The organism is Bacillus sp. S/N-304-OC-R1, assembly GCF_019749375.1.
Classification (GTDB): Bacteria; Bacillota; Bacilli; order Bacillales; family Cytobacillaceae; genus Cytobacillus.
Window position 1 is genome coordinate 1 of record NZ_JACWFE010000029.1, and the last position, 16,407, is coordinate 16,407.

At 36.9% G+C, this 16,407-nt stretch carries 10 protein-coding genes and 1 riboswitch; of the genes, 8 read left to right on the forward strand and 2 right to left on the reverse strand.

The window, feature by feature from the left end; translation table 11 throughout:
- Nucleotides 1–67: 67 nt before the first annotated feature.
- The 5 genes from H0173_RS21770 (at nt 68) to H0173_RS21790 (ending at nt 9,918) form a co-directional block, all read left to right on the forward strand.
- Nucleotides 68–1,626 (forward strand): IS3 family transposase gene (locus H0173_RS21770; RefSeq protein WP_221848894.1). Its coding sequence is split into 2 segments (ribosomal slippage): nt 68–710 and nt 710–1,626, totalling 1,560 coding nucleotides; the frame shifts between segments, so codons are not numbered across the junction.
- A gap of 245 nt (nt 1,627–1,871) precedes the next feature.
- Nucleotides 1,872–1,965, forward strand: a riboswitch (cyclic di-GMP riboswitch).
- Nucleotides 1,966–2,141: 176 nt separating this feature from the next.
- Nucleotides 2,142–3,827 (forward strand): methyl-accepting chemotaxis protein, encoded by a 1,686-nt coding sequence (locus tag H0173_RS21775; RefSeq protein WP_221848895.1) that lies wholly within the window; start codon nt 2,142–2,144, stop codon nt 3,825–3,827.
- 595 nt (nt 3,828–4,422) lie between these two features.
- Nucleotides 4,423–6,729 (forward strand): EAL domain-containing protein, encoded by a 2,307-nt coding sequence (locus tag H0173_RS21780; protein ID WP_221848896.1) that lies wholly within the window; start codon nt 4,423–4,425, stop codon nt 6,727–6,729.
- Between the two features lie 3 nt (nt 6,730–6,732).
- The gene (locus tag H0173_RS22925) at nt 6,733–8,433 is read left to right on the forward strand and encodes a methyl-accepting chemotaxis protein (protein ID WP_221848897.1); all 1,701 of its coding nucleotides are present in this window, start codon (nt 6,733–6,735) and stop codon (nt 8,431–8,433) included.
- Nucleotides 8,434–9,453: 1,020 nt separating this feature from the next.
- Complete coding sequence (locus H0173_RS21790; protein ID WP_221848898.1) at nt 9,454–9,918, forward strand: hypothetical protein; 465 nt, start codon at nt 9,454–9,456, stop codon at nt 9,916–9,918.
- Between the two features lie 526 nt (nt 9,919–10,444).
- Here the strand turns inward: H0173_RS21790 and H0173_RS21795 are convergent.
- The gene (locus tag H0173_RS21795; protein WP_221848903.1) at nt 10,445–10,786 is read right to left on the reverse strand and encodes a group II intron maturase-specific domain-containing protein; all 342 of its coding nucleotides are present in this window, start codon (nt 10,784–10,786) and stop codon (nt 10,445–10,447) included.
- A gap of 83 nt (nt 10,787–10,869) precedes the next feature.
- Here H0173_RS21795 and H0173_RS21800 point away from each other — a divergent pair, with 83 nt between their 5' ends.
- Nucleotides 10,870–12,240, forward strand: a complete 1,371-nt coding sequence (locus tag H0173_RS21800) for a glucose-6-phosphate isomerase (protein ID WP_260631313.1) — start codon at nt 10,870–10,872, stop codon at nt 12,238–12,240.
- A 174-nt stretch (nt 12,241–12,414) separates the two neighbouring features.
- On the opposite strand, the gene H0173_RS21805 is transcribed toward H0173_RS21800, so the two are convergent.
- Nucleotides 12,415–13,221, reverse strand: a complete 807-nt coding sequence (locus H0173_RS21805) for a glycoside hydrolase domain-containing protein (protein ID WP_221848900.1) — start codon at nt 13,219–13,221, stop codon at nt 12,415–12,417.
- A 751-nt stretch (nt 13,222–13,972) separates the two neighbouring features.
- Between H0173_RS21805 and H0173_RS22590 the strand changes: the two genes are divergently transcribed.
- Nucleotides 13,973–15,085 (forward strand): mandelate racemase/muconate lactonizing enzyme family protein, encoded by a 1,113-nt coding sequence (locus tag H0173_RS22590; RefSeq protein ID WP_221848901.1) that lies wholly within the window; start codon nt 13,973–13,975, stop codon nt 15,083–15,085.
- A gap of 17 nt (nt 15,086–15,102) precedes the next feature.
- A complete protein-coding gene (locus H0173_RS21815; RefSeq protein ID WP_221848902.1) occupies nt 15,103–16,335 on the forward strand; it encodes a M20 family metallo-hydrolase in 1,233 nt (410 codons plus the stop codon).
- The last annotated feature ends 72 nt before the right edge of the window (nt 16,336–16,407 follow it).

Consider the following 16,407-nt stretch of genomic DNA (forward strand, 5'->3'; position numbering starts at 1 on the left):
TGATATGCTCCCCATTAGGTAGACAGATTAAAAAATAAAAATCTGTTTACCTAAGGGGAGTTTTTTTATGTCCAATAAAAGATATTCTAATGAGGAAAAATATAAAATCTTAATGGCATTTGAAAAGGGGGAATTTTCATTAAATGAAATTTCCTCTAAGTATAATGTTAACTGGAGTACGATTTTAGATTGGAAACGTAAATTCGAACAACATGGGTTTCAGGGACTAGAAAAATCTAAAGGATGGAAAGGATACTCGAAAGAATTTAAAGTAATGGCGATAAAAGACTATCTCTCTGGGAATTATTCAATACGAGAGATCGTTAAAAAATACGATATTTCTTCTACATCCGTATTGAGAAGATGGGTTAAACATTATAATGGTCATAGGGAATTAACTGATTCGTCGAAAGGGAGGACGAGCTCTATGACTAAAGGTAGAAAAACCACTTGGGAAGAACGGATACAAATTGTAAATTATTGTTTGGACAATGATAAAAATTATCAGAAGACTGCGGAGTTTTATGAAGTTTCTTATCAACAAGTTTATCAATGGGTAAAGAAATATGAAGATGTAGGCGAAGAAGCGCTTAAAGACAAGCGTGGAAGAAACAAGACGGAAACAGAACTGCCCCCCGAAGAAAAGATAAAAATCGAAATGAATAAGCTTGAAAGAGAGAATGAGAGATTAAGAGCGGAAAATGCGTTCCTAAAAAAGTTAGAGGAACTAGAAAGGAGGCGGTATTAAGTCAATTACGATGGGAAAATAAATATTTAGCCATTCAAACTCTACATACTGAAGAGGGATTTTCTATTGTCTTACTCTGTGATATCGCGCAGGTAACGAGAGCTGCCTATTATAAATGGGCAAAACGTACTCCCTCCATTCGAGAGATACAAAATAAAGAAATTCTAAAAGAGATAAAAGTACTTCATGAAAAAGTAAAAGGAATCTATGGCTATCGCCGTATAACGATGAATTTGAGGAGAAAACTGAAACAAGGGTTAAATCAAAAGCGAATTTATCGACTTATGAAATTAGCTGGTTTAAAATCGGTTATTCGACAGAAGAAAAAGCGCTTTAAATCCGCTACAGCACAACATGTCGCAGAAAATGTATTAAATCGAGAATTTACAGCAACTAAGCCTAATGAAAAATGGGTAACGGATGTGACTGAATTCAAGTATGGGCCTTCTAAAAAGGCTTATTTAAGTGCGGTTCTTGATCTATATGATGGATCAATCGTCAGCTATGTTCTCGGGCATTCTAATAATAATCAGCTAGTATTTAAAACTCTTAATCAAGCCATTGCTTCTTCACCTGATACCCATCCACTAATACATAGTGATCGAGGATTCCAGTATACCTCACATGGATTTAAGAGAATAATAGATAAAGCAAAGATGACCCATAGCATGTCTCGTATCGGTAGATGTATTGATAATGGACCTATGGAGTCTTTTTGGGGAACAATTAAATGTGAGAAATATTATTTACATAAATACGATACCTTTGAAGAACTTTCTAAGACAGTTGAAGAGTACATACAATTTTATAATAATGAAAGACTACAAAAACGATTAAACGGCCTCAGCCCAATGGAATATAGGGCTAAGGCCGCTTAAGTCACTTTTTATTATTTCCACTGTCTATTTGACAGGGGGCAGTTCACTTTGGAAGTAGGGCTTTTTTCTTATGTCTTGTAGATTCGACAAGTTATGATAAAAGAGGGAAAGGGATATAAATACAAATGGTGAAGAATGTGGAAAATTGTAATATATTATAATATTTTGTAATATTTTGTTGACTATTCAATATTTGTTTTTTACTATTAACATAGTGAAAATGTAATGGGTAATTAGAATTTAAAATTAGATAAAGGCAAACTCATTGAAAGATGAGGACGCAAAGCCATGGGTCTGTCGTTTAAGAACCTATTAAACCATGATCGCCAGGTTGCCAATTAGCTTTGTATGATAAAGTCATGGCTGCTCTGTTTAAGGGACAGCTATTTTTATGGAAAAAAATAAGATAGGACTATTATGGCGAGGTGACTTACATTTTAATAAATAGGGGTTGGGTGTAATGAATATTTACTGGAAAAGTCAAACTCTAGATAAAGTGAAAAGGGTGAGTTACGTTGAAATTTACAATTGGTAAGAAGTTATTAGCTGGCTTTTTGAGTATTGCCATATTACTTGGAATAATTAGTGTCATAGCATTTCTCGATATTCAAAAGGTAGACAAGTCTTTTTCAGATTTAGTTGATCGGCGGGCAGTGATTGTCATCAATTCAATGAATATGCAAATCCATGCATCTAGAGAAATCAGTAGCTTAAGAGGAGTTTTATTACAGGAAAAAGGTGCTTCAGATATATTAGTAGAATCTATTACGGCTGTTAATGAGGATATCAAAGTTACAAGTGATATAGCTTATCAACAAGAACATAAAGATAAACTAAAACAGCTTGAGTCCATGAACAACGACTTTATGCAAATGTCGGAGAAAGTCATAACTTTAATGGAAAGTAGTCCAGAGAAAGCAAAGAAATATGCTGCAGATGAAGTAATTCCTTTAGCGAGGGATATCCGTAATATAGCAGACGGCCTTGCATTAGAGCAAAGAAAGCTTATGAGTGAAGGAAGTATAGCTAGTTCCAAGTTAGCTAATTCGATCATTTCCACTGTCCTTATCTTAAGTATTATTTCTATTATATTGGCTGTAGCCATTGGCATAGTATTTACTCGAATGATTACTAAACCCATTTTATTAATAGAAAATGTCGCAAAGGCTATTGCTGCAGGAGATCTTACGCAAGAAGATATTCGTATAAAGAATCGAGATGAAATTGGAAATCTTGCAAAATCATTTAACCAAATGAAGGAGAATCTTCGCGGCTTGATTCATTCAGTAAGTAAAGATGCTGAACAAGTAGCGGCTACTTCACAAGAGTTGTTTGCGAGTGCGGAACAGACTAATGGAGCAATAGAACAAATTTCGATCGCTATACAAGAAGTGGCAGTAGGCTCGGAAAGACAAGTATCGAATGCAACAGAAGCGAATCTTGCAGTTTCAGAAATCTCAAGGGGCATGAACCAGGCGGCAGCTTCTATTCATTCTGTTGCAGAATTAACGAATAAGGCGAATGTTGAAGCTATCGCTGGAAATGAAGTGGTTACCGAAACAGTTGAACAAATAAACCTTGTTCAAAGATCAGTTCATGAGACTGAAGAGGTAGTTAACATCCTTGGTGATAAATCAATTGAAATTGGTAAAATTGTCGAATTGATCACTCAAATCGCAGATCAGACAAACCTTTTAGCATTAAATGCTGCTATTGAAGCTGCGAGGGCAGGAGAGCATGGAAAAGGGTTTGCGGTGGTCGCAGATGAGGTAAGGAAGTTAGCTGAAGAATCTGGTGTCGCAGCAGGACAAATTCAGGGGCTTATTCAAGAGATCCAAAGTGAGGCGGAGAAAGCTGTTCAATCTATGAAACACGGAGCAGCTGTCGTTGACGAGGGTATACAACTGGTCTATCAATCTGGTAACGCCTTTAAAGACATTGTAAAGTCAGTTGAACAGATCACTGCAGAAACGCAAGAAGTATCTGCCATAGTAGAGCAAGTAAATGTAAGTTCACAGAATATGGTTAAGATGGTAGAGAATGTAGCCAATATCGCTGAACAGTCTGCAGGAAATACTCAAAACGTAGCTGCATCAGTAGAAGAACAATATGCTTCAATGGAGGGAATATCCAATTCAGCGGAAATATTAAGTACGATGGCCCAAGATCTTCAAACGGCAATAAGTAAGTTTAAGATTTAGAAAAGGATCAATGTACTAATTTATACAATTGGTTATATAAGGTAGAAAGTATTAAGGGGATATTTTTTAAAAATAATAGAGAAAGTAAGGTTTGATGAAATTGGATTCAATAAGAAAAGATTCACGCTACGATTTACTGCTTAGACAATTGAGAAATAATAATTTATGTACGGTGGAAGAGATCAAGCAATCGCTCGATAGATTCTGCCTGTATCTATATAAACATACAGACATTCACTATTTTTCTTTTGTAAATGAGAAAATATTGAAGTCTTATATTTCCTATCATCTGTCAATCAATTTTGAAATCATTTCTTTTGTTCAAGTAATTAAGGATGTTAATAACTTTCTTTTTTTTCTAAGAAATAACCAATATGAAATCAATATTCCAAAAATTGATTTGTCAGTAGAGAATTTCAATCTTTGGATGAGATTATAACAAGAGTACAGGGCCTCAATTGTAAATTAACGGAAAAGACTTGTTTCAGGAATACTTTTTACGATTCACTAATTTCAACTAATATCAGTAGAGGATTGAAAAAACATAGATTGAAGATTCTCTTTATCTACTAGTTGCTGGGGAGTACGATGTGTTATGCAAATAGGTCAATCTGATCAAAGTCAATATAACTATAAAATGTTAGAACTTGAAAAAGAACTGCGAAATGCTATTGAACGGGATGAATTATTCTTGCATTATCAGCCCAAAATTAGCTTAAACTCAGGGAAGATCATGGGCATAGAAACATTGGTTCGTTGGACTCACCCAGAGAAAGGGGTCATTTCACCAGCTGATTTTATTCCCCTTGCAGAAGAAACCGGATTGATCATACCTATTGGAGAATGGGTTCTACGAACTGCGTGTCTGCAAAATAAGGCTTGGCAGGAATCTGGTCTTGCTTCTACGGTAATCTCGGTAAATCTTTCGGTTCGGCAGCTATACCAACCTGATTTAATTGAAAGGGTAAAGGCAATTCTTGAAGAAACCGGTCTTTCTCCTGAACATCTTGAACTTGAGATAACTGAAAGCATGTTAATGGATATCCAAAGGGGCATCCAAGTATTGAAGGAATTAAAAAGGATTGGGGTCCAGGTGAGTCTAGATGATTTCGGGACAGGCTATAGCTCTCTTCTTCATTTGAAAGAGCTTCCCATAAATAAATTAAAAATTGATCAATCATTTATTCGAAATTGTACGGTAGACACGAAGGATGCAACCATTGTTAAAACCATTATTGCGATGGCTCACCAGTTAAAGCTTACAGTGATTGCAGAAGGAGTCGAATCAAAAGACCATTTGGTTTTCCTCCAGCGGAATCTATGTAATGAGGCTCAAGGGTATTTATTTAGTAAACCTTTACCACCAGATCAAATTGTACAAAAATATGGTGAAATAGAACAAGTTTTAACAAAAAAAGGAATATCGAAGGAACTATCAGCTCAGAAATGGTTGGAAGAAGAGTTGCGGCTTGCCCGTCAAGAGTTAACGGAAACAGTTAGACAACAGCAAGGAATGATATTCAAATTTATCAGGAAGAATGGAAAATTCATTCATACATTATGCGATGGTGAATTACTCTATCGAATGGGCTTACTACCGGAACAGGTTATTGGGAAGGAATTAAGCGGATTTCTCCCTGCTTACATAGTTGAAAACAAGCAACGGTGCTACCAAAGGGCTTGGGCTGGTGAGGATTATGTCACTTATGAGTGCCAAGTAAATAAAGTTGAATGCATTGTATCGTTACGGCCAATTAAAAGAGAAGGCCAAGTTGTTGAAGTGATTGGTTCATGTGTTGATATTACAGAAATGAAACAGATCAAGGAAGCCTTGGAACAGACTGAGTCTAATTATCGTCTCATAACAGAAAATATGACGGATTTGGTTAGTGTCTGTGATCCTAATGGCCGAGTTACATATGCATCTCCATCTCATCAAAAAGTATTAGGGTTCATTCCTGATATCAAAAATCAAGAGTATAGCTGGGTACACCAAGATGATCTCCCTAATATTGGGGAAAAGTTCATTCAAATCGTAAAAAGTAAATCGACAAGTATAATGGAATTTCGAATTAGACATTCAAATGGTCAATGGCTTTATGTAGAAACACAATTTAATCCCGTAATTGGAAAAGATGGGGAAGTAGAATATGTGGTTCTGGTTAGTCGCGATATTTCGGATAGAAAGAAAGAAGAAGAATTCATACGAAAAACGGAAACATTATCTGTTGCTGGACAATTAGCAGCAGGCATCGCTCATGAGATTAGAAACCCTCTTACATCGGTAAAAGGATTTCTTCAGATAATGCAACAAGAATTAAAGACATCTTCCTATATTGATCTTATGTTATCTGAGATTACGGACATCGAAAAAATAATTAAAGAGTTTTTGACTTTTGCCAAGCCGCAAGCGGGTAAAACATTGGTAACAGACATAAAAGTACTGATAGAACAAGTCATCCCCTTAATTAGTTCACAATCCATTCTAAAAAATATTGAAATTGTCCAGCTTATAGACCCTAAATTACCACTCATCTATTGTGACGATAATCAGATTAAACGGGTATTAATTAACATTCTTCGACAATCTGTCCAGTCAATGAAAAATGGTGGCACGATTATTATTCAGGCAGCTAATGATGGTACAGAATATATAAAAATTCGTTTAGTGCATCAAGGTTGTAACATTTCAAATGATCAAATGATAACAATGTATGAGCCGTATTGCATAACACAAGATAAAGAAACGGGATTAGGCATCATGATTTGCCACAAAATCATTCAGGAGCATGGGGGAACGATTCACTTTGATAGTGATGCTAATCAAAGAATGATAATTGAAATTGTTTTACCTATAAGAACACCTGTAAATCTAAAAAAATTTAATCAGGAGCCACGTTAACTTATGAAACTTTCTCATTTTAAAATCGGAACGAAATTAAATCTATTGATTGTTGGGATCATTATTTCATTATCTATCGTTATTAGTTTAGTAGCTAAGTACCAAGTAGAAAATGCAATGATGGGTGCTTTTGAAGGCAGGGTAAAGATTGTATCAAAACTTGGAAGTAGCTTGATAAACGAAAGGTATAAAGGTGATTGGTCTATTAAGAATGGTGAATTATATAAAGGAGATGTAAAAATAAACGATAATAATGAAGTAGTAGATGCAATAGGGGAAATTACCAATGGTGCAGCTACTATTTTTCAAGGAGATACTAGAGTTGCAACAAATGTGAAAAAAGATGGGCAAAGGACAATTGGAACAAAGGCTGATCCGAAAGTTGCAGATATTGTTCTGAAAACAGGGCAAACCTATTTAGGTGAAGCTGATATTGTAGGGACAAAGCATTTGACTATGTATGAGCCGATTAAAGATAAAAACGGGCAGGTTATCGGGATGTGGTTAGTAGGACCTCCTATCAAAGCTATCGATGACACAATCCTAACGGTGCTAGTAACATTTGGGACTGTTTTAGCTTTATCCGGTTTATTTGCTATTATTATTAGTGTTATATTCTCCAGAAATATTGTACGTCCTATTCGTACTATTAACGCGCAATTAAAGGATATCGCTGAAGGAGAGGGAGACCTTACAAAAGAGCTTATTGTAACATCTAAAGATGAAATCGGAGAATTGGCCAATTCATTTAATAAAATGATCAATAATTTACGTGTAATGATTCGTCAAATTGGTTTAACATCGGAGCAAATTGCTGCATCATCTGAACAGTTATCTGCAAGTGCTGAACAAACGACACTAGCAACCAATCAGGTAGCATCATCGATTAATGAAATATCAATTGGTGCCGAATCGCAAGAACAAGGAGCAACCGAAAGTTCAAAAGCAATGCAACAAATGACTGTTAGTATTCAACAGGTTGCAGAGACCACAACATCTGTTTCAGAGGCTGCTTTGGAAACTAGTAAAGAAGCGAGATTAGGCTACGAATCTATTCAAAAGATTATTCAGCAAATGGGTAAAATTAATGTCTCAGTAGAGGATTCTGCAGCTGTCGTTAATCGTTTAGGAGAACACTCCAAAGAGATTGGGCAAATTATTGAAATGATCACAGGAATAGCAGATCAAACTAATCTATTAGCTCTTAATGCCGCCATTGAAGCTGCTCGTGCGGGTGAACACGGGAGAGGGTTTGCAGTTGTTGCTGATGAAGTGAGAAACTTAGCTGAACAATCTAAGACATCGGCAGATCAAATAGCGCACTTAATTGAACAAATACAAGAAGAGACAAACAATGCCGTGAAGGTGATGGACAAAGGAACGGAAGAAGTAGAAGTTGGTATGGGAATCGTTCAAGAAACAGGTCAGGGAATTCAAAATATCCTTGGCTCCATTGAACAGGTAGCATCCCAAATCCAAGAGGTTTCAGCTGCATCAGAGGAAATTGCAGCGAGTGTAGAAGAAGTAAATGCATCCATTGAGGAAATGGCTAATATTGCAAGAACATCAGCCTCCAACACACAAAATGTTGCGTCCGCCTCTGAAGAACAGCTGGCGTCAATGGAAGAAATATCTACTACCTCTGCTTCATTATCTACAATGGCAGAAGATCTGCAAGTGCTTGTAAATAAATTTAAGGTTTAATAAGCGGGCTTTTAGGGAGGCTTAGGGACAGTTTCCTTGCTTCCTTCCGAGATCGAAAATGGCGTCTGCTGCCGTTCGTGGAGTTTTGAATACATTTAGGACCGAGGATTATATATCTAAAAAGTTTACTCATCCAAATGGAAGTAATAAATATATTCGGAGATATATCAGCAGGAAAACCAAGTTCATCAAAATAAAGTTTCAGGAATTATTAGTTGAGAGTGACGTAGTAGTAGGCCATGGGTTTTGTCCCCTTGGCCTTTTACATTTTTCTAATCAGCAGCTTAAAGAAATGGATGGAGATAGGAAGTGCTCCTCCTTTTCGTTTTCACGATTATGGTAGCCCAAGGGAAAAGGTACTTCATCACTTGAACAAAGACTTCAGGCACATTATCACTTGTTTAAGTATGATTGCGACACATCGTGTTCACATTACGTTTTTTATTGGTGGCTAGTTTAATTAAGTGGGGTCAATTTTTTCAGGTGGTTCACTGTTGGGAAACGATTGAACACGTAATGATTGCTGGACTGTGAAACTTTCTTCTTTTTTGTTTCATGGACAGTCAAAATGGCAAGTTTCGTAGCTTTCACAATCTTCCTTTTGAAAGTGAAGGTGGGAGATTCTTGCCGTTGTACCTTATGAATCGCTTTTAAAATCGTTCCAATATTTGCACTGCAAACACCCGGCCCCTTCGTAGCAAACCCAATAAGACTATTCCATCATAGAAAATTTCTCGCTTGCTCAAATTGGTTAAAAGTATTGCAGTCTGTAGCACTCTTCCTCGGTCCTGAAAAAAGGCTGTTTGCTGGAGTATTTTTGGTTAGGCACTTATTTAGTATGGTATTAAAATGTAGACTTCTAAGCGGTTTATTTAGATAAAAATATGAGAATGCTATCACCTCTACTTTTCTTTATAACATATTAAGAATAAAGGTAATTGGACGATATAATTTTTGGCCATTTTCTGTTTATTATCTTAATACCGTAATCTTGAAAATCAACAAAAGAGGAGTTTGTGTATGCCAATTATTATTTTGATTCTAATAATAGTTTTTTTTGTACCATTGGTTTCAGCTTTATTTACCGGTGTAGTAGCACTAGCTGGTCTTTTACTTCTATTCTTAAAGGCCATTCCGTATATTATTGCAGGGATTGCTGTTATTTGGGGGTTACTATTTTTACTGGGGAAAACAATCAACTTTGGGTTTCTTGTAATCAGAAAAAAGACAGTAAATGAGATAGCTAAGGATCTAGGAGTTAAACATAATGACCTTTTTCAAGAAAATAAGCATTTGTTGAGTAAGGAAGATACCATCTTTATAGGAAGATATTATTTAAGAAATGGAAGCTATGATAATTGCGAAAGGTTTCAAAATTTATCTTTTGAAGGCAAAGAAGTAATGCAAAAATATATTAAAAACATTTTTTATCCAGCCTTCAAGAAAGTGAGGCATAATCGGAAGCTTATTGTAAGTAGAAGGTGAAATATGTAATGGGTCGGGTGAAAAAATTATTCCGTCAGATTCCCGACGGTGTTGTTTTGCTGTATCTACTATTACTGAGATTAACCATACCAACTACTGATACAACTATGGAAGAACTGCTTGGATCTAATGTAACATTTAGTGCTTCATTTCCTGCCTTTTATCCATTAGGGGAGAGTTTTTGTGCGACTTGTAAAATATCCTATTTTCTAATGCTTTTGCCCTTGATGCTTTGTTGAAGCCTTTGTCACGATTTTTAATTACATCAGCAGCAATAGCGCAGCCTTACGTGAATCTCAAGTAATTTTGTTATAAGAAGTTTAATCGAAACCGCAGTTCTCTAGACTAACTTGTACAGTTTCTGCACTTTTTGAGTTTGCAAGAATTACTTCGGATTCCTTGTTTAATTGAGCGGTTAAATCGCTTTTTGTTTCGCATTATTAACCTTTTCAAGAAATTGTTTGAATTTGTAACGCGTGTTCCAACTTCATTGTGTTTATTGTTGTCTGTGGAAAAATGAGGAGACCTATGTCTGAAAAGCACAAGATATGATAAAATTTGTAGAAGTATGTAAGAGGGTAACAAACAGCAAAAATAAAAAATCAATGGAAATTGTACTTATTTCACTTGTTGTCATTTTACTATGCGTAGCTGGTATAGCATAGTATTTCCTCAATATAAGGTTTTGATATTTCGTTTTAACCTTTTTCCACTCTTTCCATCGACACGCTCTTAATCTACACCTTATATGTGTGTCATTAGAGTATTTCTTTATGTCTCCAATTTTAAAGTAGTTTATCCATCCTTGAATGAGTTGGTTGAGTTTGTATATTCCATATTTCGTACTTACTTCCCAATTCCGGATAATAGAATTTCCTGTTTTTTACTAAATAGTGCATGGGGATTTATGATAGAATGAATTGAATATAAAAGAATAGGATGTGTTTTTTGTTGTCATCTTATATTAAATTTGACTATTCAAATGCACAATCGTTTTTTCAGCGTCAAGAGCTAGACTGTCTTGCAACGAAAGTAAAGGAATTACATGACGTGATTCATGAGAAAACAGGATTGGGCAATGAATATTTAGGTTGGTTGGATTGGCCGATCCATTACAATAAAGAAGAATTTCAACGTATTCTTCATACAGCAGAAAAGATAAAGATGAACTCAGATGCCCTCGTTGTGATTGGCATTGGCGGATCGTATTTAGGGTCTAGAGCAGCTATTGATATGTTAAACCATAGTTTCTATAACTCTCTCCCTAAAGAAAAAAGAGGTGCACCTCAAATATATTTTGTAGGGAACAATGTGAGCCCAACTTATATCTATGACTTATTGGATTTGTTAGAAGGAAAAGATATTTCTCTTAATGTTATATCAAAGTCGGGTACAACAACCGAGCCCGCGATCGCTTTCCGCCTTTTCCGAAAGTTCATCGAAGAAAAATATGGGGTAGAAGAGGCACGAAAACGAATATACGCAACAACTGATAAAGAAAAGGGAGCGTTAAAAACACTTGCTGATCAGGAAGATTATGAAACTTTTGTGATTCCTGATGATGTTGGTGGCCGTTATTCGGTTCTAACGGCAGTAGGGCTACTGCCAATTGCCGTAAGCGGTATCGATATTAATAAAATGATGCTAGGGGCTGCTAAAGCAAGGGAAGAACTGCAATCACCCAATTTATTGAATAATCCTGCTTATTTATATGCTGCTATTCGAAATCTCTTATACAGCAAAGGGAAAAAGATCGAAATCCTAGCAAACTACCACCCATCTATGTCTAATTTTGCTGAATGGTGGAAGCAATTATTCGGTGAAAGTGAAGGGAAGGATGGAAAAGGCATTTTCCCTGCATCCGCTAATTTTTCGACTGACTTGCATTCATTTGGTCAGCTTATTCAGGACGGCGAACGGAATCTATTTGAAACAGTCCTTTATGTTGAAAACGTTGACAAGGATCTAAGTATAGATTTAGATGATGAGAATTTAGATAATCTAAATTACCTAGCAGGCCAATCTATTGATTTCGTTAATAAACAAGCATCCAAAGGAGCCGCCATTGCCCATGTGGATGGAGGGGTTCCTAATCTAGTCATTAGTATTCCGGACATGTCTCCTTATACATTTGGCTACCTTGTCTACTTCTTTATGAAAGCCTGTGCAATGAGCGGTTACTTGCTTGGCGTCAATCCGTTTGATCAGCCTGGTGTGGAAGATTATAAGCGGAATATGTTTGCACTGTTGGGTAAGCCGGGCTATGAGAAATTAAAAGAGGAATTAGAGAAGAAGGAAAAGAGTAAGAGTAACGGAGAATAAATTAGTGTAACGAGAACTAATATTCATACTCGTATGCTGTCCTTTTGTTGCTTATCAATGTCATTCACCGCAGTCACTATAGACTGCGGTGTTTTGTATGCTGGGACGCAGGGACGGGTTCATTGTCCCGAGTATACTAAGGGACACAAGAACCGTCCCTCCGTCCCATTCACATTAAGGGACACGAGAACCGTCCCCATGTCCCCAATGAAACTCCAATGCTTCTGATTTAATCAAATTTGTGTCAATATTACATGATTGGCCATCAATTCCATATTGCCAAATTTGGACGTCTATCGTTTCAGGAGCATTAGGTTTATAGGCAGGGGCCTTTCCTTTCTGGGTCACTCCAATTACGGGATTGCTGCTCCAGATGATCGTTTCGTTTTGGATGCTTTTATTCGTTTCAATTGCTTTATTATACGCTGAGGTATTATTGCTATCACTAGTAAAAACTCCATAAATTCCAGGTTTGTATGGAGAAGATTGAAGCGTGTGGACCCATTCTTGAATAAATTCCGCATCTACTGGATAGTTAGGTTCAATATCAGCAAAAATAGCTACACCCTCAGGGATACCGAGTTCTTGGGCAAGAGCAATTGCTGCTTTTGCTTCAGCTTCTCCATTTTCCAGCTTAGTTGCATCTGTGAAATGATTGTAAATAACCATGATTTTTATTGCTTTTTCATGAAGAAACTGCGCCTCTTCTGTTGTTATACCTGCTGAAACCCCCTCCTTGGAGCCTAAATATCTTCCAAACGCCTTAGGTTCCCCGAAATTTTCAGTAATGCAGCCTAGAAATGCTTGGTCCACTTTATCGGCTGAATCTACACCCCAATAGATAATAGATTGTTCTTGTGTATTCCTTTTCGGCGGTGGTTGGGGTTCTGTATTACTCTGTGAGGATTTTTGGCAAGAAGTCAAAATGGTAGCAACAAGTAGAGAAACAAATATCTTCCCAAGCTTAGTTCTATTTCGCATAAATAATATCACTCCCCTCCAAGCATGTTTGCTGTATTGTATTCTTCATGCTGAAAGGGGGTGTGGGTAGGAAGAAAGGGATCTCATTCCTCCTATGAAGTTAAGAGACTTCGTTGGTGCATCTTAAGATTTGAAAACTCTCTTTTGGAAAAACTATAAGCTTCTTCCCAATAATGTTACAGCTTCGCATCCTTTATAAATACATACCTCCGACATACAGAAAAACATCTGAAAAAACATTGACAATTTTCAAAAAAAACCTTTTATTATAGTTGCAGACGTCGCCATTAATATTTTCGTTAATAATAATGTTGGTGGTCTGTTATGTTTACTGAATCCATGTTATGGAGATTTGTCCCTTAATTTTGTTTGTCGTTTAGTTTTGTGAAAATTGAATTCCTTTGTCTCTATTTTAATTGCTACCATTGTAGGCACTTTCATTTTAGGAATGATCATGGTGATGTTACCAAATAACACTGTAAGATTAGTTTCTATTTTTTGTATGTGTTGGATAAAAATTTTAGCATGAACTGGTTTTGAAAAGTCGTAGAGCAAACGAGAGTAGCGTAATAAACTGTTAAGATTGTTATGAATAAAATCAAGCATCAATACTCCTAATGAAGTCAATATTAGAAAGGCGATTTCATCGATAGCAAGGTGAAAATTAATTAAAGTGACTGGAGAAGAGAAGCCTTATCAGCAAGGCAGGCCGCGAAAGCTGTATCAACTTATTTAGGGAGATGAAGAAATCGTGTTAAGTAAAATTGCAAAGGTAAACACCTATGTCGTCGAAGTACCCTTAGAAATGGAATGGAAAATATCTCTTTATGCAGCGAAAACACGAAAGCATGCCATTGTTGAAGTCATTACAGAAGACGGAATCCATGGTTATGGAGAAGCATCTCCATCCCCTGCATTTATGGGGGAGACAGCAGAGACAATCAAATTAGTGAATGATTTATACTTAGCACCCGCAGTCATTGGGAAACAAATTAACCAATTAAGCATAATTCATGAAGGAATGAATGCTGCTATTTATGGGCAAAGTGCAGCCAAGTCGGCCATTGATATTGCAATTCATGATGCATGGGGTAGAACAGTTGAGCAGCCAGTCTACGAATTAGTTGGCGGAAAATATCGAGACGAAATTCCTTTAGCTTATGTGGTTGGGATGAAGGATCATCAAAGTGCATATGAAGAAGCGCTGCAAAAAATTGCTGAGGGATTTTCTGTCATTAAAGTTAAGGTCGGGATGGATAGAAAAAGAGATATCGAATTAGTGCAGCTCATTCGTAAAGCGGTTGACGAATCGAAGAGGGACGTAGGAATTCGATTAGATGCCAATCAAGGTTATAGTGTTACGGATGCAATTTATGTGATTAGGGAGCTGGAGACGACTGGTGAGCTTGAATCTGTGGAGCAGCCTGTTAAAAAATCAGATTTAAAAGGGTTGAAAAGAATTAGAGAAGTCGTTGAAACGCCAATTATGATTGATGAAACCGTATTCAGTGCGGAGGAGGCTTTATTTGCGATTGAATACGGATGTGCAGATATCGTCAACTTAAAAACTTGTAAAGTTGGGGGCTTTTATCAATCGAAAAAAATCGCAGCTATTGTGGAAGCATCCGGTATAAGCTGTGCCATCGGTAGTAATTTAGAGCTTGGAATTGGCATTATGGCAAGTATGCATGTTGCGGCAAGTACCCCAGTTATAAGCAGACATAATGATTTTATCTTGGGTGCTTATATTCATACGCATGATATTACATCCATTGCAGCTAGAGATTTGGTGAAGGATGGAAAGTTAGTAGTGTCGGATGGACCTGGTTTAGGGATTGAACTGAATATGGACTTAATTTCTTAATCGAGGATGGGGTTATTATGAAAATTAATATAAAGCGATTAATGCAGGAAATTGAATACTATGCACAATTTGGACAGGTACTTGGAGAAGGGATTACAAGACCAAGCTTTTCCCATGGGGATTATGAAGTAAGGGAAATTTTTATGAATGAGCTGGAAAAGATGGGCCTGGAGGTACATGTTGATGCGATCGCCAATATTTGGGGTAAACTGCCTTGTGAAAGGGAGGATGCATCCACGATCGTCATCGGCTCACATTTAGATACGGTGCCAAATGGCGGGGAATTTGACGGAGCTCTTGGAGTTCTTGTTGCTAAGGAAATCGTTCAAACGCTGCTGGAGAATCATATTAAGCTTAACCACCATTTAGAAATTGTCTCTTTTACTGCAGAAGAACCAAATGATTTTAATTTATCTACGATGGGCAGCCGGGCGCTCACTGGCAAACTGACACATTCTCAGCTCATGAATACGAGTGATTCAACGAGCTTTAAGCTCTCCGAAGCTGTGAAAAAAGCGGGTGGAGACTTAGATGGAATTTCGGAGATTAAGAGAGACGATTTGGCTGCCTATATCGAACTTCATATTGAACAAGGCAAACGTCTAGAAAAGCAAAACTTATCTATTGGCATTGTTAATCAGATTGTCGGGATTTATCGGGATCATATTCAGGTGTCAGGTGAAGCCAATCACTCAGGAACAACGATGATGTTGGACCGAATGGATGCCCTAACAGCTGCAAGTGAAATGGTTCTTGCAGTAGAAATAGTGACAAGGAGCTTTAATACAGATGCTGTCGCTACTGTTGGCAAGCTGAATGTATTTCCAAATGCCGCTAATATCATTCCGGGCCGGGTAGAGTTTATTCTAGAAATTCGATCAGCAAGCAGAGAAGAGAGATTTGATATCAAGGAAGCTATATACAAAGAATTTAATAGAATACAAGAGTCACGAAAAGTAATCGTCAAATATACAAATATATTAGATCAGCAAGAATGTACTTTCGATTCTGAAATAGTTCGTTATTTACAACATGCAGCTCATTCACTAAATATTCCATACACAACATTTGCAAGTATGGCCGGTCATGATGCGACACACTTAGCTGGCATAACAAAAGCCGCAATGATTTTTGTCAAAAGCATAAATGGAAAAAGCCACAGCCCAGAGGAACTCAGTCTTCCTGAAGACATTGAAAAGGCAGCCAATACCATGCTCCATGCAGTATTGCTAGCCGATAAAGAAATATAACAATCACACAAATGTAAAAAAAGGCTACAGAAAATAAGTTTTGGTGCTGCACCCCAAAAGTTAGAGTTAAAA